General features: G+C 67.4%; 21 protein-coding genes. 2 read left to right on the forward strand and 19 right to left on the reverse strand.

Annotated elements, in window-relative coordinates; genetic code table 11:
- Nucleotides 1–129: 129 nt before the first annotated feature.
- Complete coding sequence (locus U4Y88_RS12585; protein ID WP_321784252.1) at nucleotides 130–918, forward strand: class I SAM-dependent methyltransferase; 789 nt, start codon at nucleotides 130–132, stop codon at nucleotides 916–918.
- A gap of 66 nt (nucleotides 919–984) precedes the next feature.
- Here U4Y88_RS12585 and U4Y88_RS12590 read toward each other — a convergent pair whose 3' ends face one another.
- From U4Y88_RS12590 to U4Y88_RS12675, 18 genes are read right to left on the reverse strand one after another with little or no spacing between them, the layout of a single operon-like run.
- The gene (locus U4Y88_RS12590; RefSeq protein ID WP_224013527.1) at nucleotides 985–1,425 is read right to left on the reverse strand and encodes an excinuclease ABC subunit A; all 441 of its coding nucleotides are present in this window, start codon (nucleotides 1,423–1,425) and stop codon (nucleotides 985–987) included.
- 19 nt (nucleotides 1,426–1,444) lie between these two features.
- On the reverse strand, nucleotides 1,445–1,894 hold the full coding sequence (locus U4Y88_RS12595) for a signal peptidase (RefSeq protein WP_321784254.1): 450 nt from the start codon (nucleotides 1,892–1,894) through the stop codon (nucleotides 1,445–1,447).
- 46 nt (nucleotides 1,895–1,940) lie between these two features.
- The gene (locus U4Y88_RS12600) at nucleotides 1,941–3,185 is read right to left on the reverse strand and encodes a beta-ketoacyl synthase N-terminal-like domain-containing protein (RefSeq protein WP_321784256.1); all 1,245 of its coding nucleotides are present in this window, start codon (nucleotides 3,183–3,185) and stop codon (nucleotides 1,941–1,943) included.
- A 2-nt stretch (nucleotides 3,186–3,187) separates the two neighbouring features.
- Nucleotides 3,188–4,414 carry a beta-ketoacyl-ACP synthase gene (locus U4Y88_RS12605; protein ID WP_321784258.1) on the reverse strand — a complete coding sequence of 409 codons (1,227 nt, stop codon included), beginning with the start codon at nucleotides 4,412–4,414 and terminating at the stop codon, nucleotides 3,188–3,190.
- The gene (locus U4Y88_RS12610; protein ID WP_224013531.1) at nucleotides 4,414–5,163 is read right to left on the reverse strand and encodes a 3-ketoacyl-ACP reductase FabG2; all 750 of its coding nucleotides are present in this window, start codon (nucleotides 5,161–5,163) and stop codon (nucleotides 4,414–4,416) included. Before U4Y88_RS12610 ends, U4Y88_RS12605 begins: the two co-directional genes overlap by 1 nt.
- Nucleotides 5,160–5,651, reverse strand: coding sequence for a hotdog family protein (locus U4Y88_RS12615; protein WP_321784260.1), 492 nt, complete (start codon nucleotides 5,649–5,651; stop codon nucleotides 5,160–5,162). The genes U4Y88_RS12610 and U4Y88_RS12615 overlap by 4 nt, the downstream gene beginning before the upstream one ends.
- On the reverse strand, nucleotides 5,648–6,877 hold the full coding sequence (locus tag U4Y88_RS12620) for a beta-ketoacyl-ACP synthase (protein WP_224013533.1): 1,230 nt from the start codon (nucleotides 6,875–6,877) through the stop codon (nucleotides 5,648–5,650). Before U4Y88_RS12620 ends, U4Y88_RS12615 begins: the two co-directional genes overlap by 4 nt.
- Entirely contained in the window at nucleotides 6,877–9,315 is a 2,439-nt protein-coding gene (locus U4Y88_RS12625) for an MMPL family transporter (protein ID WP_415774429.1), read from the reverse strand. Before U4Y88_RS12625 ends, U4Y88_RS12620 begins: the two co-directional genes overlap by 1 nt.
- Nucleotides 9,315–9,989, reverse strand: a complete 675-nt coding sequence (locus tag U4Y88_RS12630) for an outer membrane lipoprotein carrier protein LolA (RefSeq protein ID WP_321784262.1) — start codon at nucleotides 9,987–9,989, stop codon at nucleotides 9,315–9,317. Before U4Y88_RS12630 ends, U4Y88_RS12625 begins: the two co-directional genes overlap by 1 nt.
- Entirely contained in the window at nucleotides 9,977–10,411 is a 435-nt protein-coding gene (locus U4Y88_RS12635; RefSeq protein WP_321784264.1) for a thioesterase family protein, read from the reverse strand. The genes U4Y88_RS12630 and U4Y88_RS12635 overlap by 13 nt, the downstream gene beginning before the upstream one ends.
- Nucleotides 10,408–11,985 (reverse strand): aromatic amino acid ammonia-lyase, encoded by a 1,578-nt coding sequence (locus U4Y88_RS12640; RefSeq protein WP_321784266.1) that lies wholly within the window; start codon nucleotides 11,983–11,985, stop codon nucleotides 10,408–10,410. Before U4Y88_RS12640 ends, U4Y88_RS12635 begins: the two co-directional genes overlap by 4 nt.
- Nucleotides 11,972–13,699, reverse strand: coding sequence for a glycosyltransferase family 2 protein (locus U4Y88_RS12645; protein WP_321784268.1), 1,728 nt, complete (start codon nucleotides 13,697–13,699; stop codon nucleotides 11,972–11,974). Before U4Y88_RS12645 ends, U4Y88_RS12640 begins: the two co-directional genes overlap by 14 nt.
- On the reverse strand, nucleotides 13,696–15,462 hold the full coding sequence (locus U4Y88_RS12650) for an AMP-binding protein (protein WP_321784270.1): 1,767 nt from the start codon (nucleotides 15,460–15,462) through the stop codon (nucleotides 13,696–13,698). Before U4Y88_RS12650 ends, U4Y88_RS12645 begins: the two co-directional genes overlap by 4 nt.
- A complete protein-coding gene (locus U4Y88_RS12655; protein WP_224013539.1) occupies nucleotides 15,459–16,097 on the reverse strand; it encodes a hypothetical protein in 639 nt (212 codons plus the stop codon). The genes U4Y88_RS12650 and U4Y88_RS12655 overlap by 4 nt, the downstream gene beginning before the upstream one ends.
- 8 nt (nucleotides 16,098–16,105) lie before the next feature.
- On the reverse strand, nucleotides 16,106–16,357 hold the full coding sequence (locus U4Y88_RS12660) for an acyl carrier protein (protein ID WP_065060839.1): 252 nt from the start codon (nucleotides 16,355–16,357) through the stop codon (nucleotides 16,106–16,108).
- 3 nt (nucleotides 16,358–16,360) lie between these two features.
- A complete protein-coding gene (locus U4Y88_RS12665) occupies nucleotides 16,361–16,660 on the reverse strand; it encodes a phosphopantetheine-binding protein (protein ID WP_224013540.1) in 300 nt (99 codons plus the stop codon).
- The gene (locus tag U4Y88_RS12670; protein ID WP_321784272.1) at nucleotides 16,635–17,429 is read right to left on the reverse strand and encodes a lysophospholipid acyltransferase family protein; all 795 of its coding nucleotides are present in this window, start codon (nucleotides 17,427–17,429) and stop codon (nucleotides 16,635–16,637) included. The genes U4Y88_RS12665 and U4Y88_RS12670 overlap by 26 nt, the downstream gene beginning before the upstream one ends.
- Nucleotides 17,413–18,165 carry a beta-ketoacyl synthase chain length factor gene (locus U4Y88_RS12675; protein WP_321784275.1) on the reverse strand — a complete coding sequence of 251 codons (753 nt, stop codon included), beginning with the start codon at nucleotides 18,163–18,165 and terminating at the stop codon, nucleotides 17,413–17,415. The genes U4Y88_RS12670 and U4Y88_RS12675 overlap by 17 nt, the downstream gene beginning before the upstream one ends.
- Nucleotides 18,166–18,445: 280 nt before the next feature.
- Between U4Y88_RS12675 and U4Y88_RS12680 the strand changes: the two genes are divergently transcribed.
- Complete coding sequence (locus U4Y88_RS12680) at nucleotides 18,446–19,300, forward strand: LysE family translocator (protein WP_321784277.1); 855 nt, start codon at nucleotides 18,446–18,448, stop codon at nucleotides 19,298–19,300.
- Nucleotides 19,301–19,376: 76 nt separating this feature from the next.
- Here U4Y88_RS12680 and U4Y88_RS12685 read toward each other — a convergent pair whose 3' ends face one another.
- On the reverse strand, nucleotides 19,377–20,414 hold the full coding sequence (locus U4Y88_RS12685) for a WYL domain-containing protein (protein WP_321784279.1): 1,038 nt from the start codon (nucleotides 20,412–20,414) through the stop codon (nucleotides 19,377–19,379).
- Nucleotides 20,415–20,434 lie beyond the last annotated feature (20 nt).

The raw sequence follows: 20,434 nt of genomic DNA on the forward strand, positions 1-20,434 counted from the left end.
GTTCCATACACCTTCCTGTACCTTGATTGCGCGTTGCGCATTCGTTGACGACTTCACCGCCTCGCGCAGCATGCTTGCCATTACAATGCCCGTTCTTTGTCCACGACCGAATATGCATCGGGGAAAAATATGTCGGTTTCCGAATCAAATGTTGTGCCGTTCGTGCCGGAAACGGCATTCGGCATCTGGTTTCTCCGCACCCACACGTGGGAGCATCACGTCCTGCGCGTGGCGATCAACGACCTCAAGCGACTGATCGATCAGCCGCTGCCTCAAGCGCCCACGATCGTCGACGTCGGCTGCGGCCAGGGCAAGTCGTTCCATCTGCTCGCCGAGGCCTTCCGTCCGCGCCGCATCGTCGGCATCGACTATCACGAGGCCTCGCTCGAACTCGCGACGCAAGCGGCGCGCGCGGTTCAGCAGCGCCAGCAGTCACAGGCATCGCAGACGCAAACGCAGACGCAGACGCAGACGCAGACGCAAACGCAGACGGCATTCGACGTGCTGCACGGCGACTGCGCGAACCTGCCCTTGCCTTCGGCCAGCGCCGACATCGTGTTCTGCCACCAGACCTTTCATCATCTGGTCGAGCAGGAGCGCGCGCTCGCGGAATTCCATCGCGTATTGAAGCCGGGCGGCGTGCTGCTGTTTGCCGAATCCACCGATGCCTATATTCGCTCGTGGGTTATTCGTCTGCTGTTTCGCCATCCCATGCAGGTGCAAAAAAGCGCCGATGGCTACCTCGGCATGATACGCCACGCAGGTTTCCGCTTCGCCGAGCACAATGTCTCGCTCCCTTATTTGTGGTGGAGCCGCGCGGCGGATTTCGGTCTGTTCGAGCGCCTCGGCCTGCATCATCCGAAGCCCGGCAAGCGCCGCGAAACGCTGGTGAACGTTGCCGCGGTGAAAGCGCAGTAAGCCAGGCGCGCAAACGGCGCGGCGCGTATTGTCACGCGCCGCGGCCCGAAAAAAATCGAAAAATAATTACTTCGCGCCCTTCAACGCCACCACGTCGCCCACCAGCGCCACGCCCGCGATCATCGTGCCCGCGCCGCACGTGAAGTCCGTCGGGCTCTCGGTCAGGTTGTTACGGTAATTGCTCTTGATGTTGATGACCGCGTTGCCGCCCTGCTGGCGCGCGCGCTCCTGCAACTCGCGCACCGCCGAAAGAAACACGTGCTGGCAGGCTTCTTCATCGCTCTTGTTGAGCGCGTTCGTCTTCTTGTTGGTCGCGATGGTTCCCATCGTTTTTTTCACGGCCGGATGCTTCTGGCCCGCGAAATACAGCGCAATATCGTCGCCCACTTTGCCCGGTTCGCTTTGCAGCGCGTCGGCCACCGGATAGGTGTCCACCGTATCGCGCGCCCAGGCATGCGTCGTCACGAAAGCCGCGCAGAGCGCGGTCGTCATCCACAGCTTTTTCATTGTTGCTCTCTCCGCTGGATCACTGGGCCTGCAGCACGACGAGATCGCCCTTCACGGCGATCGCCGCCGCGCTCGGGCTCACGCCGCAGGTGTATTCGGTCGCCGACTTCGATTCGTTTTCGTGGAAGCGCGTCGAGACGTTGATGACCGCGTTCGCGCCCTTGCTGCGCGCGTCGGCGCGCAGTTTGCCGACCGCGTCGGCGAGCGCCTTGTTGCACGAGACGTCGGGGCCGTCGGTCGAACGCGCGATACGCACGGAATGCGACGCTTCGCCGACACGGCGCGCGACCTCGGCATGCGGCTGCGTGCTGAAGTAGATCGCGATGTCCGCGTTGCCCGTCGTCGTCATTGCGGCCGGTGCAGCGGACAGCGCCGGCTGGATCGGCAGCGTCTTCAACTGCGTGCCGCAAGCGGCCAGCGTGAGGCTGACGAACGCGGCGGCGGTCAGCGTGAGGCTCGGTGTTCTCATAGGTTTTCCTCGTGGTTTTCAGGAGCGCCTGTCACTCACGGCGCGTTCAGTGCGCATGCAGTGCGCGAAACATCAGGCTGGCGCAACTGCCGCCAAACCCGAACGAAACCGACATCGCCGTCTCGATACGCGCGTCGCGCGTTTCGCGCACGAGCGGCAGCGTGGCGGCGAGCGCATCGAGTTCGTCGATACCCACGGCGCCCGCGATCCGGCGATCGCGCATCATCAGCAAGGTGTAGATCGCTTCATGCGCGCCGCACGCGCCGAGCGGATGGCCGCTGAGCGCTTTCGTCGACGAAAACGCCGGCACGTCCGCGCCGAACACGTCGCGCAGCGCGAGCAGTTCCTCGACGTCGCCCGAGAGCGTGGACGGCGCATGCGTGTTGATGTAGTCGGGGCGGCACGCCGCCTCGGCGAGCGCGGCGCGCATCGCGCGCGCGATGCCGCCCGCCTGCGGCGCGACCATCTGCGCGCCGTCCGTGCAATGGCCGAAGCCCGTCACTTCCGCGTGGATGCGCGCGCCGCGCGAGCGCGCGTGAGCGAGCGATTCGAGCACCAGCACGCCCGCGCCCGAGCCGATCACGAAGCCGTCGCGACGCGTGTCGTAAGGCCGCGACGCGCGCTCCGGCGTATCGTTGAAACCGCGCGAGAGCGCGCCCATGGCGTCGAACAGCAGCGTCATGTTGTCGTGCAGCGCTTCGCTGCCGCCCGCGAGCACGAGGTCCTGACGACCGGTCTGGATCAGCTGCATCGCCTGGCCGATCGCGAGCGCCGACGTCGTGCACGCCGACGACGGCGAGTACGTCACGCCTTCCATGCCGAACACGTGCGCGAGATTCGCCGATGCCGTGCTGCTCATCGCCTGCGGCACCGTATAGGGAGGCACGCGGTCCACGCCGCGCGCATTCGCGCACGCCATCGCCGCGTCGTAAGCCGACATCGTGCCCACGCCCGAGCCCACCACCGCGCCCACGCGCGGCTGGCGCAATGCGGCCTCGTCGAGTCCCGCGTCGGCGATGGCGCTGCGCGCCGCATGACACGCGAAGCGCGCCGTGTCGCCCATGAAGCGCTCGGCCTTGCGCGCGAACGGCGTCTCGTCGTCCACCGACGCGACCGCCGCCACCTGGCTCGCGAAGCCGCGCTCGCGCCACGCCGCCACGCGCGTGATGCCGCCGCGTCCGTCGCGCAGGCGCGCGGCCACGCCGTCGAGCGTGTTGCCGAGGCACGAGACGATGCCCATGCCCGTCACGACTACGCGTTGCAATCCGTTCGACGTTAAGGATTCCTGCATGCTCACCGGATGCGCTTGAAGATCAACGACGTGTTCACGCCGCCGAACGCGAAGTTATTGCTCATCACGTAGTCGGCGTCGATCTCGCGCGGCGCGCCCATGATGTAGTCGAGCGGCGCGCAGGCTGGATCGACCTCGTGCAGATTCAGCGTCGGCGCGTAGCGATTGCGCTTCATCATTTCGATCGTCCACCACGCTTCGATCGCGCCGCACGCGCCGAGCGTATGGCCGATATAGCTCTTGAGCGAACTGATCGGCATGCGCGCGCCGAAGGTTTCCGCCGTGGCGTGGCTTTCGGCGATATCGCCGCGATCGGTCGAGGTGCCGTGCGCGTTCACGTAGGCAATCGCTTCGGGCGCGAGTTGCGCGTCGGCGAGCGCCTGGCGCATCGCGACCGCCATCGTCGCCGCCGTGGGCTGCGTGATATGCGCGCCATCGGAGTTGCAGCCGAAGCCCACCACTTCCGCGTGAATGCGCGCGCCGCGCGCCAGCGCGTGCTCGTACTCTTCGAGCACGAGCGTGGCCGCACCCTCGCCCACCACGAGCCCGTCACGCGCGGCGTCGAACGGACGCGGCGTGGATTGCGGATCGTCGTTGCGCGTGCTGGTGGCGTAGAGCATGTCGAACACGGCCACGCCCGGCCCCGAGAGTTCTTCCGCGCCGCCCGCGAGCATCATCGTCTGCTTGCCGCTCGCGATCATTTCATACGCGTAGCCGATGGCCTGGCTGCCCGAGGCGCACGCGCACGACGTCGGCACGATACGGCCTTTCAGATCCCAGAAGAGGCTCACGTTCACCGCCGTCGTGTGCGGCATCATCTGCACGTAGCTGTTCGACGTGACGTCGCTCATCGAGCCGGTTTCGAGCATCTTGCCGAACGCGCGCACGGGTTCCACCGAGCCCGCCGACGAACCGTACGCCACGCCCATGCGGCCGTCCTTGATCGACGCATCGTCGAGCAGGCCCGCGTCCGCGAGCGCGTACTCGCTCGCGCGCACCGCGTAGAGCGAGACCGGTCCCATTGAGCGCGTCTTCTTGCGCGGATAGTAGTCGGGCGTTTCGAACTTCGGCAGCGGCGAGGCAAGCCGCGTATGCAGCGCCTCGATGTAATCCCAGTCGTGCACACGACGCACCGCATTCGCGCCGCGTTCGAGCGCGGCCTCCACCTGCTCCCAACGGTCGCCGAGCGCGGTCACGCCGCCCATGCCCGTCACCACGACGCGCTTCATCAGACCATGCCTCCGTTGACGCCGATGACCTGGCGCGTCACATAGGACGCCGCATCCGACATGAGAAAGCCGACCACCGAAGCGACTTCGGCGGGCTGGCCCACGCGGTTCATCGGCACGGCCTTGAGCGCGTGGTCGAGCGGCACTTCGTCGAGCATGCCCGTATCGACGAGACCCGGCGCGACGCTGTTGACCGTGATGTTGCGCGTGGCGAGTTCGACCGCGAGCGCCTTGGTCGCGCCGATCAGCCCCGCCTTCGCGGCGCTGTAGTTCACCTGGCCGCGATTGCCCGTGACGCCCGACACCGACGCCACCGTGACGATGCGCCCGCCCTTGCGCGCGCGCACCATCGGCATGACGAGCGGATGCACGACGTTGTAGAAGGCGTCGAGACCGGTTTCGAGCACGATGTCCCAGTCTTCGTCGGTCAGCGCGGGGAAGGCCGCGTCGCGCGTCACGCCCGCGCAGCAGACGATGCCGTAGTACGCGCCGTGCGCCGTCACGTCGGCTTCGAGCGCGGCGCGGCAGGCGGCGCGGTCGCGCACGTCGAATTGCAGCACGCCGGCCGAGCCGCCTTGCGCGGCGATGCCCGCCGTGACGGCTTGCGCTTCCTTCAGGCCCGTGCGGCAATGCACGGTGACGGCGAAGCCGTCGGCGGCCAGTTGATAGGCGATCGCGCGGCCAATGCCGCGGCTCGCGCCGGTCACGAGTACACGCCGGTTCGGGGTCTGGCTCGGAGTCGGGCTCATGCTCGGGAGTTTTCCTCGATGAAAGTCTGAAAATCGTGCGGCTGATACACCTTGACCGTGGCCTCGGCGCACAGCACGCCTTCCTGTTCGATGGTGCAGCCGTAGGCGCCGTGGCCTTCGTCGCTGCGCAGCAGTTCGTTCACGCTCACGCGCAGCGGCGCACCGGCCGCGAAGGTGTCGCGCAGCGCCGTGAAGCGGCGCGTGCCGAGCAGCACGCCGGGGCGCGCCGCCTTGCCCGCGCGCATCGACAGCAGGCCCACGTGGGCCGCAATCGCCTGCGCCATCAGTTCGATGCCGATCCACGCGGGCATCGCGCCCTGTGCGTCGGCGTACCACGCGTCGGCGCGCACGCTGGCTTCGGCGCTCAGCGATTCGTCGCTGCACGCGCACACCGCGTCGAGCAGCAGCATCGTGCCGCGATGCGGGATGATCGATTCGATCGGCGGGAACGCTTCGGCGCCCGGTGCGGAATTCAAGGCGACGGTCATCGTGCGAACACCAGCGAAGCGTTGCTGCCGCCGAACGCGAACGAATTGCTCATGACGTACTGGCTCCCCGTCCCCGCGCCGCGCGGCAGATAACGCTCCGACTCGACGAAATCGAGCGGCGGCAGCGACGCGTCGGCCTGACCGTCCCAGAGATGACGCGGCAGCGCGACGTCGTCGCGCGCGAGCGTCAGCCATGCGAGGCCCGCTTCGGTCGCGCCCGCCGCGCCGAGCGTGTGGCCCGTGAGCGGCTTGGTGCCGCTCGCGGCCACGCCGTCGGGGAACACGCGCGCCATCAGCTGCGCTTCCATCTGATCGTTCTTGATCGTCGCGGTGGCGTGCAGGTTGACGTAGCCGATCGCGCCCGCGCCGATGCCCGCGTCCGCGAGCGCCGCGCGCAACGCGATCTCGCCGCCCGCGCCCTGCGGATCGGGCGCGGAGATGTGATGCGCGTCGCTCGACTCGCCCGCGCCCGCGAAGCGCACCGGTCCTTCTTCGCGGCTCATCAGAAAGACCGCCGCGCCTTCGCCGATATTGATGCCGCGCCGGTTCGCGCTCATCGGGTTGGTGCGCGCGGCGCTCGTCGATTCGAGCGACGCGAAGCCTTGCAGCGTGAGTTCGCAGAGCGTGTCGACGCCGCCGACCACCACCGCATCGCACAGCCGCGCGCGCAGCAGGCGGCGCGCCGCGACGAACGCTTTCGCGCTCGACGTGCAGGCCGTCGAAATCGTGAACGCGGGGCCGCCGAGGCCGAGCGCGGCGGCAGCGAACGGGGCCGCGGTGCCGATTTCCATCTGGCGATAGTCGAAGGGCGTCACGGCGGGCGCATCGCTGTCCGCATCGCTGCCTGCCTGCGCGAACGTCGCTTCCACCGCGCCGATGCCCGATGTACTCGTGCCCAGCACCACGCCGATGCGCCCCGCGCCGAAGCGCTCGCACGCGGCATCGACGGCGGGCTGGATCTGCGCCAGCGCCGCGAGCAGCAGGCGGTTGTTGCGGCAGTCGTAGCTGGCGAGCGCGGCGGGCGGCGCAAAGCCGGGCTGCGCGAGCGGCGCGAGCACGCGGCCCGCGAACGCCTCGCCGATGCGCGTGCGGATCGTCCCCATGCCGGGCGCTTCTGCGCGTGCGAGTGCGGCGGCGATGGCGCTCACGTCGTCGCCGAGCGCGTTGACCATGCCGAGCGCGTGCAGATAAACCGGTCGGGCAGATTGAGAGGCGGGCCGCGCCATCAGTTCGTTCTCCGTGAATTCGAGGGCATGCCGACCGGCGCGAGCAGGACCGACACCATGATGCCGAGCGACAGCGTCGCGCCGAAGCTCTTGAGCGCGGGCATCGAGGTCATCGCGAGCAGGCCGAACGAGAGCAGCGTCGTGGTCGCCGAGAGCAGCACGCCGGTCCAGACCGCGCCGGTATCGGCGTTCGCGCGCATCGCGCCTTCGCGCAGGAACACCGCGTAGTTCGCGCCCACGCCGAGCACGAGCATCAGCGCCAGCAGGTTGAATAGATTGATGCGCACGTGCGCGTAGCCGAACACGGCCAGCGTCACGCCGATCGCGAGCCACACGGGCAGCGCGACCGCGAACGCCGCGCGCCAGCCGTAACGCAGCGTCAGCAGCGCGAACACCAGCACGAGCGCGCCTGAGAGCCAGAGCGCGCCGTCCTCGCGATAGACACCGAACAGATGCGAGACGCTCGCCGCCTTGTCGACGAAACTCACGCCGGGCAAGGTCGTCGCGAGCGCGCGCAAGGCGGGCTCGTTCGCGTTCGACACGCCCTGCGGAATCACGACCGTCGCGAATGCGCCCGGCGTGCTCGCGGAGCGGCCGAGCCACAGGTGGCGGAACGGCTGCGACCACGGTTCGGCCAGCCATGCGTCCACGCTCAGCGTGCTGGAACCGGATCGCGCCCACGCGCGCGGCCACGCCTGCGCAACGTCGTCGCGAAAGCCCGCCGCGCCCAGCATCGCGCGCAACGCGGCCGGATCGTTGAAGACGTGCGCGGCCAGCAAGGCGCGATCGGCGTCCTGCTGCTTGTCCGACGGCACGAACGACGTGACCGACTGCCAGCCGCTCACGGCCGCTGCGCCCGTGAGCGTGCCCAGCCGCGCGCACAGCGCTTCGGCGCGTTCGAGCACGGTTTCGGGCGACGCGCCGCGCACGACGAAGAACTGCGCGCTGTTGTCGACGCCCACCGCGTTGCTCACCACGCGCTCCTGCGCGACCAGCGACGGATCGCGCTGGATCAGCAGATGGATGTCGTCGTCGCTGCGCAGTTGCAGCCAGCCCGGCGCCGCCACCACGCCCACCGCAAGCGCGACGAGCCACGCGCGACGTCCGCCGATCAGCGCCTGCCATTTCGCGAGCGACACGGCGGCCACGGCGAACAGCGTGCGCGGACTGCGGCGCGCGGGACGCATCATGAGGCTCGGCAGCAGGCCGATCACCGAAGCAAACGCGATCAAGATGCCGACGATCGCGAAGCACGCGATCTGCTTGAGCGCCGGGAACGGCGCGAAGGTCAGGATGGCGTAGCCGAGCACGCTCGTGCCGAACGCCACCGCGAGCGCGGGCATCACTTCGCGCGCGCCGCGCCGCGCGTTCCAGTGCTCGCGCGCGCCCAGATAGACGACGAAATACTGAATCGAATAATCGACGGCCTCGCCAATCAGGCTCGCGCCGAACACCAGCGTCAGCAGATGCAGCTTGCCGAAGATCAGCATGGTCGCCGCGAGCGCGCACAGAATGCCCAGCGCCGTCGAGACAAAACCGAGCGCAATGAGGCGCGGCGAGCGGAAGATCCAGAGCATCAGCAGCGCGATGCCGACTGCCGAGACGATGCCGATCACGTGCACGTCGCGCTCCGAGGCGCGCCGCGCCGACTCGGCGTAGAACACCGCGCCCGTGCGCGCGACGCTGACGTCGGGCCATGCCGACTTCAGCGCGCTCTCGCCTTGCGCGACGGCGTGCAGCACGTTTTGCTGCACCGACGATTCATACGCCGATCCCGTCAGCGTGCCGACCACCAGCACGCTCGTGGTCGCGCCGCGATGCGCGACCAGCAAGCCGTCCTCGACGGTCAGATTCGATGCCGCCAGCGGCAGGCCCGCGAGCCAGTGCTGGAGCCAGCCGAACGGATCGTCGGCGAGCGAGGTCGAGAGGCCTACGCCGGGCAGGCCGTAAAGGCGCTCTGTGAGCGCGCTGGACAGCGCGGCCGGGCCGCCCCTGGCGTTCGTCAAGCTCGCGCGATCCTCGGACGTAAGCAGGCCGAAGCGATACGGCAGATAGAAGCGCGCGATGCGCCCGAGGTCGAACGGCGGAATGCGCGCGGTCACCGATGCGAACGCGTGACTCGCGCTCAGCGACGCGCCCAGTTGCAGCGCCGCCGCCTTCGCGTGCGCGTCGTTGTCGCTGGAAACGAGCAGCACGGCGCGATTGCCGAGCACGTTCGCGAGTTGATCGACGGCTTCTTCGGCGACGGGATCGGCCTCGGTGGCGGGCAGCAGCGCAAGCAGATTCGTCTGCAACGGCGACGGCCCCGCGAAACGCCAGCCGCAATAGAGCGCGGCGGCCACGGCGAGCAGCAGCCACGCGGCGCGCAGCGCCCAATGCCGCCACGCGCGGCGTGCGGTTCGTGTAGTGGATGCGGCACGAAGCTCCGGCGAATTCACTACGGCGTTCCGAACAGTTTCTGGTCGGCGGGCGCGAGTTCGCTCACGGGCGTGCTGCCGCTGAACGCGTACTGCGTGACGTCGCCGTTCGCGAGCGTGATGCGCAGACCTTGCAGGAACTCGCCGCCGTCCATCTCGATGCCGCGCAGCGCCTGCGCGATCTGCGGCTGACGCGGCACGAGGCGCATCTGCCAGCGCGCGGGCGTGCCGCGCGCCTGCACGTCGAACTGCGTGTAGAGCCCGCTCAGGTCGCCGCCCAGCATCGCGCGCATCATCTTCGCGATTTCAGCCGCGCCGCGTGCGCCCTGCGCGCCGCCGTTCGCCACGCGCTGACCGGTCGCGTCGAGCACGGTCATGCCGCTGTCGCTCATCACCCAGGTCTTTTTATAAGGCCTGTCGATTTGCCAGATCACGCCGCGATCGCGAAAAAACAGCAGCGATCCCGTGCTGACGAGCGGCGTCTTCAGCGCGGCGAGCGTCTGCGTCTGCGTGAAGTGCGAGCGCACGCCTTTCGTCTGCGCGAGGCGCGCGGCGATCTGCGAAACGAGTGCCGCGTCGGCGTCGCTTGCGCTTGCACTCGCGTTCGAAGCCGATGTCGCCGCCTGCACAGGCCAGCACGCAGTTTGAAGCGCGATCAACGCCGCGAACGCCGTGCCGCGTATCAACGTGCCCATGCGCGCTCCAGGTTTTCGAACACGACCGGCGGCGAGACGAACTGCAATTCCTGCGTGGCGGCGTTCACCGCGACCTGAATCGTATAGCCCTTCGTGAGCCGCGCGCGCGTGGCGCAATCGAAAATTTCGTAGCCGATTTTCAGGCGGTTTTCGTGCTCGAGCAGATGCGCGCAAACTTCGATCTGCTGTCCGTAAATCGCCGGACGCACATACTTCAGATGCGCCTCGACCACGGGCCACACATAGCCCGACGCCTGCATCTCGCGATAGTCGTAATCGAACTTGCGCAGCAGCGCCGCGCGGCCGAATTCGAAGTACTTCAGGTAGTGGCCGTGCCAGCAAACGTTCATCGCATCGACGTCGTGGAACGGCACTTCCACGGTCGCGCTCGCGCTCAGTACGGCCTTGTCCGCCACGCTCATGCCGCGTCTCCTTCCTGTGCGCCGATGAATTCGCCTGCCGCGATCCGCGCCGTCATGGCACGCAGTTCGTGTTCGAGCGCGCGGTCTTCGTCGACGAACGGCGACACCGCCGCCACGTCCGTCATGAACGCGCGCAGCGGCTCAGGAATCACGGTGCCCGCGTTGCCGCGCAGACGCAGTTGTGCGGCCTGCACGGTCGCGAGCGCATGCGCCGCCGCGACCTGCTCGGTCAGTTGCAGCACGCGCAAACAATCGCGCGCCGCGATCGTGCCCATGCTCACCTTGTCCTGGTTGTGCGCCTCGGTGGAGCGCGAAAACACGCTCGCGGGCATCGTGTGCTTGAGCGCCTCCGCCGTCCACGCCGACGACGAAATCTGCACCGCCTTGAAGCCGTGATTGATCGCCGCGCGCGCCGCGCTCGCGCCCGTGAGATTGCGCGGCAGGCCGTTGTTGAACTTGTCGTCGACGAGCAGCGCAAGCTGGCGATCCATCAGATCGGCGAGATTCGCGACGGCGTTCTTCAGCCCGTCCATCGCGAACGCGATATGGCCGCCGTAGAAGTTGCCGCCGTGCAGCACGCGTTCGCCGTCGGGGTCGATCAGCGGATTGTCGTTGGCGCTGTTGAGTTCGTTTTCGATATCGCGGCGCATCCAGGACAGTGCGTCGCCGAGCACGCCGATCACGTGCGGCGCGCAGCGGATCGAATAGCGGTCCTGCAGGCGATGGCCCGGCGTGTCGGGACGCCCGGCGAGATCGGCGCGAATCCACGCGGCGGCCTCGCCTTGCCCGGCGTGCGGCTTGGCTTCGAAGATCAGCGGGTCGAAATGCGCGGCGCGGCCGTCGAGCGCCACCGTCGCGAGCGCCGTGAGACGCGCGCTCAGGCGCGCCAGCTGCGCCGCGCGTGCGAATGCGAGACACGCGAGGCCGGTCATCACGGCCGTGCCGTTCATCAGCGCGAGCCCTTCCTTGGGCGCGAGCGTGAGCGGCGCGTGGCCGAGCGCCTGCCAGGCGTCGCGCGCCGTGCACGACGCGCCGCGAAACTGCACGTCGCGCTCGCCCGCCAGCGCCGCTGCCACGTACGACAGCGGCGTGAGGTCGCCGCTCGCGCCCACCGAGCCTTCTGCGGGAATGCGCGGCAGCACGCGATGATTGATGAGATCGGCGAGACGCTCCAGCAGCACCGGACGCACGCCCGAGAGCCCATACGCCAGCGAATTCAGACGCGCGGCGATCACCGCGAGCGCGGACGCATCGTCGAGATGCTCGCCCATGCCGCAGCCGTGATAGCGCGTGAGTTGCAGCGGCAGCGCCTCGACGAGCGCCATCGGCACGTCGACCACGCAGGCGTCGCCGTAACCCGTGTTGACGCCGTAGACGGTCGCGCCCGCGTCCAGATGGCGGCGCAGGAATTCCGCGCCGCGCGCGATGCGCGCGCGCCAGGCCGGGTCGTCGCTGAGCCGCACGGCAGCGCCTTCGCGCGCCACCGCCACCACGTCCTCGATCGTCAGACGGCGGCCGCCGATCACCACGTCGGCGGTCGCGGCCTGGACGCCGTTCAGGTCATGTTCGGCCATTCGTCTTCCTCGTATTCCCGCCTGGGCGCGCCCAGAAATCGTAAAAGTTGAACCATTGATAAGGCGCCTTGCGGCAATAGTGTTCGAGGCGGCTCGCGAAGCGCTGCGCCCAGCCCGCGATGTGTTCCGCGCGGTCGCGTCGCGGCAGTTCGATGCGCTCGGCGAAGGGCTCGAAATAGAGCCGGTAGCCGCTGCGCTCCTTCAGGCAGAACAGCAGATAGACGGGACACGCGAGCGCATGCGCGAGCACGTACGGCCCTTGCGCGAACGGCGCGGTTGCGCCGAGGAACTGCGCTTCGGTCAAGCGTCCGCTTTCGTGCGCGGGCGTGCGGTCGCCGACGATCACCAGCAGTTCGCCGCGCTCGATGCGCTCCTGCATCATCAGCGCGGTTTGCGGCCCGAAGTCGCTCACCGGCACCAGATGCTGCGTGAAATCGCGGTTCGCGCCCGCCAGCACGCTGTTGAAACGCTTCGCGTGCTCGGTGTAGACGATCGCGGTCACGCGTGTCTGCGCGCCGCGCACGGCGAGCGCGCGCGCCATTTCCAGATTGCCGAGATGCGAGCCGATCACGAGCGCGCCGCGTCCGCTCGCGAGCAGCGCGTCGAGCGCGTGGGCGTCGTCGATCTCGACATCGGAGAAGTCCACGCGGCCGGTCCACGCGGCGAGCTTGTCGAAGCCCGACTGCGCGAACGCGAGCATGTGCCGGTACGAGGTCAGCCAGCCGGGACGCGGCGTCGCGGGCTGCGGCACCGCTTGCGCGAGACGCGCGAAATAGCGCCGCGACGCCTCGCGCGCGGGGCGGCCCGTGAGCAGGAAATACGCGACGATCGGATGCAGCCAGAGCGCCGTGAAGCGCCGCCCGAACAGGCGGCAGCTCAGTGCAAGCAAACTCATGCCGAGACGGCTGCCGCGTTCGGCGCGCCGCCACCAGGGCGCGGGCGCGCCGCTCGCGGATGCGTTCTCGCGACGGCGCGGCAAGACCTTGTGCGCAAGCAGCAGCGGCAAACGCGCGAGCATGCCCGCGACGAGCCGCGTGTGGCTGCGGCTGATCCGCACGTTGTCCCAGAGCACGTCGAAATGCGAGACGCCGTCAGTGGCGTAGGTGACGGCGGTCGGGATCGACACGAACTCGACGCGCCGCCAGTACAGGCGCACCAGAATCTCGATGTCGAAGTCCATGCGCTCGGGCAGCTTCACGCTGTCGATCAGCGCGCAGGCGAGATCGAGCGGATAGAGCCGGAAACCGCACATCGAATCGCGGATCGTGAAGGACAGCGTTTCGATCCACACCCACACGTGCGTCAGATAGCGGCCGTAGAGACGCGCCTTCGGCACGCTCTCGTCGTAGACAGGCTGGCCGAGCACGACCGCGCGCGGATTCGCGGCGGCGGCGGCGAGAAAGCGCGGCACGTCGGCGGCGTCGTGCTGGCCGTCGGCGTCGATCTGCAAGGCGTGCGTGTAGCCCGCGTCGCGCGCGGCGCGCAGCCCCGCCATCACCGCCGCGCCCTTGCCGCCGTTCACGGGCAGGCGCAGCAGCGTGAGCTGGCCCGCGTGGCGCTGCGCGAGCGCGGCGAGCACCTGCTGCGTGGCCTCGTCGCTGCCATCGTCGACGACGAACAGCGGCAGGCCGTGCACGACCAGGTTCGCCACGGTGCCGCCAATCGCGTCCTTGTGGTTGTAGATCGGTATGACGATGCAGGCTGAGAGACTCACGCGGGCTCCCGGTACACGATGACGCCTGAGGCGCAGTCGCGCTCGCCGAAGCGCCAGACGAACGCGATGCGGCGGCGCGCCGCGTCGTGCTTCAGCACGAGTTTCAGCAGCACGCCCGGCGGCACCGGCGCCATGAATTTCAATTGCTCGACCGAGGCGAGCGCGCGGGCGCCCGGCACCCATTCGTCGGCGAAACGCAGCGCCCAGTCGACCTGCACGACGCCCGGCAGAATCGGCAAGCCCGGGAAGTGGCCCGCGAAATGCGCGAGCGTGTGCGGCACGCGCAATTCGAACGCGCGGGCGGGCGGCGTGGGCGCTTGTTCAGCGTGTTCAGCGCTTTCCGTCTCGTCCCATTCCGCGAGCAGTTCGAAGCCTTCCTCGCGCACTTCGAACGCCTCGGCGACGGCGCGCGCCTGAATCTTGCCGCGAGCATCGACCGGCAGCGCGCGGCGGATGCGCCAGTGGCGCGGCAGCACGACGGCGTCGAAATAGGCGGCGAGATGGCGGCGCAGCGCCTTGACGAGCGCGACGCGGCCTTCGAGGCGCAAGCGTTCGCGGCCCTGCGCCGAGAGCACGACGAGCGCGCCGATGCGCTGGCGCGTCGTGCCCGCGAGCGGCACCGTCCGCACGTCGGCGAGGTCGGGATGCAGCAGCAGGCGGCTTTCCATCTCGCCGAGCGAGACGCGCTTGCCGTCGAGCTTCAGCACGCGGTCGAGGCGGCCGCGCAGACGGAAGCGGCCCGCGTCGTCGAAGGCGGCCTGGTCGTCGGTGCGATGCCAGTCGTCGTGGCCGAGATGCGGCGAGCGCACTTCGAGCGCGCCGCCTTCCTCCGCCGCGCCCGCGCGCACGGCGATGCCGTGCAGGGGCGTCCACGCGTCGGTTTCGCTTTGGCGCCGCCACGCGATGCCGCCCGTCTCCGTGCTGCCGTAGATCTCCAGCGGCGCGGCGCCGAACGTCGCGGCATAACGCAGCGCGGCGTCGGCGGACAACGGGCCGCCCGACGAGAAGAACGCGCGCGGCGCGGGCGCAAGCGCGCTAAAGCCAGGCAGATCGGGCCAGCGCGAGAGCTGCGCGGGCGTCGAGACCACCACGGCCGCGCCGCATTGCGCGATACGCGCCTGCAATTGCGCGGGATCGGCGCAGGTCGCGCGGTCGAACGGCCGCCCCGCCGCCAGCGGCCAGAACACGCGGAACAGCAGCCCGTAGATATGGTGATGCGGCACGCTGGCGAGCACGGTCGCGTCGCCGACCCACGCGCCCCACTCGGCTTCGAGCGTGCGCACTTCGGCATCGAATTGCGCGAGCGTCTTGTGGACCGGCTTCGGCGTGCCGCTGCTGCCCGAGGTGAACAACGTGAGCGGCGCGTGGGCGTCGATAGCGTCGATGGCGGCGCTTGTGGCAAGCGTCGCGATGCCAGGCGTAACGTCATCGGCACACCTCGCGGCGCACCACGCGGCGAGTTCGCCATCGTCGAGCACGGCGTCGTAATGGTCGCGCAGATCGGCGAGATAACCGGGCGTGGCATTGGCCGGGATCACCGGCACCTTGCCCGCCGCGAGCACGCCGAACAGCGCGCACGCGAAGACGTAAGGATCGTCGCTCCAGAGCGCGATGCGCTGGGCCTCGCGCTCGCGCAAACGCGCGGCGATACCCAAAGCCTGCGCCTGAAACGTCGAAAAGCGCGTGATGCCCGCGCCGTCGAGGCAGACCACGGCCTGCGGCTCGCGGTCCGACGCCGCGAGTAATGCGTGCAGCGCGATCACAGCGCCTCCTGTCGCGCCGCGCGCGGCAGCATGATCCATTTGCGCCATGCGATTTCGCCGACGATCAGCACGCCGATGAGTCCGTACGCGAGCGCGCCGTTATAGAGCGACCACAGCTTCGGCGGCCACGCGAAGGCCGTCCACGCGGAAAACGCGCCGTTCGCGGCGAAGAACGCACACCAGAGCTGCGTGACGCGGCGCGTGTAGCGCACGATGTGCGGGGGCGGTTCGGGATAGGTCCGCTGCGCGAACTTCTCGATCATCGACGGACCTTTGACGAGCGTCGCGCCAAACGCGACGAGCAGCCCGAGATTCACACACGCCGGATACAGACGCATGATCCGTTCGCTATTGGTGAACACGATCGCCACCGACGCCACGTTGAGCGTGATCGCCACGGCCCAGTCGACCGGCGTGAGCTTGCGCAGTTGCGCCGCGATCGCGCCCGTGCCGGCCACGCGTTGCAGCCAGAGCAGCGCGAGCAGCATCAGCCCGACGAGGCGCGGCGAATCCCAGCGCCACGCGCACAGGATCACGACCGGATACGCGAGATTGGCGAGCAGGCGCAGCTTGCCCGGCGCGCGCGTGGCGGCGGGCGCGAGCGGCCCGGCGGCGTGCGCGGAACGAACCGTCACGGGATGCCTCAGGCCTGGGTTGCGAGCAGCGACTCCACGGCGGCGATGACGTCGCCGACCGTGCGCACCGACTTGAACTCTTCCGGCTTGATACGGCGGCCCGTCATTTCCTGGAGCTTGATGGCGAGATCGACGGCGTCGATGCTGTCGAGATCCAGTTCTTCGAACAGATGCGCTTCAGGCGTGACGCGCGACGGCTCGATATCGAAGTTTTCCTGAAAGATCTCGCGGATACGCCCGAGAATTTCTGCGTCGTTCATGGTTCAATCCCCCTTGCCTGCAATAGCTTCCAGCGATGCGTTTTCGTTGCGATGACTCGCGACGAGCGCCGCGAGCGTGTTGATCGAACGAAACTGGCCGCGAACGTTTTCGTCGTCGGCGGCGATGGTCAGTTGATAGTGTTGGCGCAGCACGATGCCGATCTCCAGCGCGTCGATCGAATCGAGCCCCACGCCGTCGGTATCGAACAGCGGTGCGTCGTCGTCGATATCGGCGGGCGTGAGGTGCTCCAGATCGAGCGCCTCGATCAAGAGCTGCTTAATTTCCAGTTTTAAAGAATCCATAGTCGAACAGGTACTGGGTGATGTGCGCCTCGATGGCGCGCGTGACGTTGCGTGCTGCGAGCGCCGACGGCATCTCGCGCGGCGCGAGCCGCTCCACGCCGATAGGCGCCAGCACGTTCACGGTCATGCGGAAAGGCCGCTCCGGTACGTGATACCAGCGCATCTGCTTGGTGAAGGCGGGCGGGTCGCAGTGCATCAGCACGGGCAGGATCGGCGCACCGGCCTCCAGCGCCGTGTGCGCGAAACCGCGCGAGAACGCATGCAGGCGGTTCGGTGCGGGACTGCGCGAGCCTTCGGGAAAAATGATCATGCTGTAGCCGTTCGCGAGCTGGCGCGCGCAGTCTTCCACGAAGCCTTGCGGGTCGGCGTTGCTCACGTACTCGGCGGCGCGCACGATGCCCCAGAAGCACGGATTGCTCCAGTGCGCGTTCTTGACGACGCAGCAGGCCGACGGCATGAGTGCGAGCAGCACGACCACGTCGAGATAAGTGGGATGGTTCGCGACCACGATGGCAGGCGTGCCCGAGCGCAGCGCCGCGACGCCTTCGACGTCCAGCGTCATGACGCCCACGCGTTGCAGCGCGGCCACGAGCGCGCGGAAGAACGCGTGAATGATCGCCGACACCGCGCGTTGACGCGAAGCGCGATGCGGCCAGACGCACGCAACCGGAAACGCGACGAGCGAAAACAGCAGCCCGCACACGCCGAACACCACGAAACTGAAGGCCGTGGCGAACAGGCGCCAGCCGTAGTTAAGCCGCGCCGACATGCCAGCTCCATTGCCATGTGCCGCCGCTGCCGTCCCACGCCGCGCTTTCGCGAGCGCTCAGGCAGTGATGCAGCGCTTCGCTTTGCGTCGCGAATTTGCGCACCGATGCTTGATTGGGTGCTTGATTTGCCGCTTGATTTGTCGCTTGATTTGTCGTTTGATCCTGCGTGCCGGCGTCCGGCGTGACGGAGCACGCGAGCCGGCCTTGCGCAGCCGCGCCCGCATCGAGCAGCAGCGCCAGCGCGCCGCCCTGCACTTCGTGTTCGACCGCACCGTAGCGCGCGTCGGCAGGTTCGTCGGCGTAGATCACGAGAATGGGGCCGCCCGGCTTGTCCGCGTATTGCGCGTGCGCTTCGAGCAGCGCATAGCCAAGCGTTTCGGCGCCCGCCGACAAGGCCGTGGCCGCCGATCGATCGCCGCGCGCCATGCCGAACAGCCCCGACATCGCATTGAGCACCGAAAGACTGAACGCATTCGGCGAGACCGGCTTATTGGCTTCGATGTCGCGCAGAATATCGGTCGTGCGGCGCAGCTCGCCATGCCGCGAGGCAAACACCACCCGCACCGGCGTATGCGCGTCGACGCAATCGCCCGCCACTTTCAGGGCCATCCGGGAAAGCGAACTCAGCCGGCGGCGCATCATCGGATCGACGAATTCGACAGCAGGCGGGCTTTCCGACGTGGAAGACCAGAAGGACCATCGCGCCACAGGCAAGGTCCAGGCTAAATCAGGCATAGGAGATGGTGTCGGCGACACAAGCGAGTGTGTCGCGCCCCGAACGGTGTATGTTTATTGTTCCTGGCCCGCGTAGTCATGGCTCAGGATCTCGCGCACACTTTAACGGCATCTCATGCGCTTTATTTAGGGATAACGTTGAAATATTTTTGAATCCCACGACCTTAATCAACACTCACTTTTTAAATCAATGACTTAACAATTTTTTAGCATCGCCATGAAATCGACAACAGCAACGAGTCGAATCGCCGAAACGATTCATTTCGCATAGGGAAAACTCGTGCATCACGCACGCGGTGATCTCACTTTTTCATCTCGATCGTTGCATTGGCAACGTTGCCGCTCTCCATCCGGCGCGTATTACGTTTGCGAAAGCGTTAAACCCTTCAATCCCCGTTTACCCTCTTTAAACCTGGAAGCGGCGACGAAAGTCGTAGAATGTCGGGCTCACGGCAAGGTTGCGCGTCTATGCGACCACCCTGTCCCTTTAGCCGCGCCGCTCGACCGGGCACGGCACGCTTGCATCGGCCATCTCATGCTCACCCTTTCCTCCGCCGCATTGATGGCGTCGGGCTGCGCGATCGTGCTGCTCATGCCCGGACCGACCAACACCCTGCTCGCCGCCGCCGGCCTGCGGCTGGGATTCCGTCGCGCCACGCATCTGACCGCCTTCGAACTGGCAGGCTATCTCGTCTCCATCACGCTGTGGGGCCTGTGCTTCACGCACGCTTCGCAATCGCTGAGCTGGCTGCCGAAAGTCTTGCGCATCGCCAGCAGCCTCTATCTCGCGTGGCTCGCCATTCGCCTGTGGCTCACGGCCAATACGATCGAAACATCGAGCGCCAAAGTGATCGGCCCGCGCATCTTATTCAGCGCGACGGTGCTTAATCCCAAAGCCATTTTGTTTGCCGGTTCGATTTTTCCGCCCGAAGCCTTTGCGAAATTCGCCACGTGGATGGAAGCCATGGCGTTATTCGCCATTCTGCTGATTCCGATTGGCTGCGCGTGGATTGCCATTGGCGCCGCGCCGCGTGAAGGCCGTCTGCCGCATTTGCGTCCGGCGCTGATTCAGCGCTGTGCATCGGTTGTCGTCGCACTCTTTTCCGGTTCGCTCATCTGGACGCTCGCGCATTGATGGTTTGAATAACGGGCGCGAATCTGGCACGAATCCGCGCGTAAATCCAGTACGTTCGGCTCGCGCGCGGCTGAAATCAGGCCGGTAGCGGCGCGGCGTATCGGCTGGCCGCCGCCATCAAAGTCTGCGCGATCTCCGCACGCAGATGCGCAGGCGACAGCAATTCCACCGTCGGCGCATGTTCGAGCAGCAAATTGCGCAAGGCGCGCGAAGGCGTCAGCGTCGCCTTGAGCATAAAGCCTCCCGGCGCTTCCTCGATCACCTGATCGTGCGCGAGCGGCGCCGCGCGAAACGCACTGGGAATGCCATTCACCTCGGTCACGCGCAATACGCACTGCTCGGGCATTTCCGGAAACCATTCAAACACGCGTTCGCTTCGAATGAAGGCGGCGAGATCGAAACTGGTATCGCGCTTCAGTTCGTAGCCGCGTGGCTCGACCGACACCACGCGGTCCATGCGCAATAAAAAGGGCGCGCCCTGCGCTCCGCTCGACCGGCGCAGACTCACGACCAGATACCAGAACGGCGCTTTCTCGACGATCGCATACGGCAGCACGACATAATCGCGCGTGACGCCTTCGCTCACTTCCGCGGACCGATACGTGATTCGCAGCGTTTCATCGCGATAGAGCGCGGAGCACACGGTATCGAATACGGTTTCGTCGATTTCCGGTTCAAGCACCGGATAACCGGGCGCCACGCGCGCCGTCTTGCCGATCCATGCCTGCGCGCTGCGCGTGCGTGAATCCGGCGGCGGCACGCCTAGCACACGATTCGCGCCCGCGAGATATTCGCGGAAATCGCCAATCTTGCCCGGCGGCAGATGATGCCGCGCCAATTGCCGCAATTTCAGCAGCGCCAGCGAAATATCGACGGGCGGCCGAACGGTTTCACTCGGCCCACGCACGAGCAGCATCCACGTGGTGTTGCGGCCATTGCCGTCGCGCTCGATCAACGATTCTTCTTCGAGCTTCACGAACAACCGGCGCACGGTCTTCTCGCCGAATTCCGGCAGCCGCGCCAGCACGGCTTCCTTGAGAATATTCGAAGGCCACGCGCGATCCGGCTGCGTGCCCATGATGTCGAGGACGGTTTTCTCTTCCTGAGTGAGCATGGAGACTGCTGATAGTTGTT

It is taken from the genome of Paraburkholderia sp. J94 (assembly GCF_905220285.1).
Taxonomy (GTDB): domain Bacteria; phylum Pseudomonadota; class Gammaproteobacteria; order Burkholderiales; family Burkholderiaceae; genus Paraburkholderia; species Paraburkholderia tropica_A.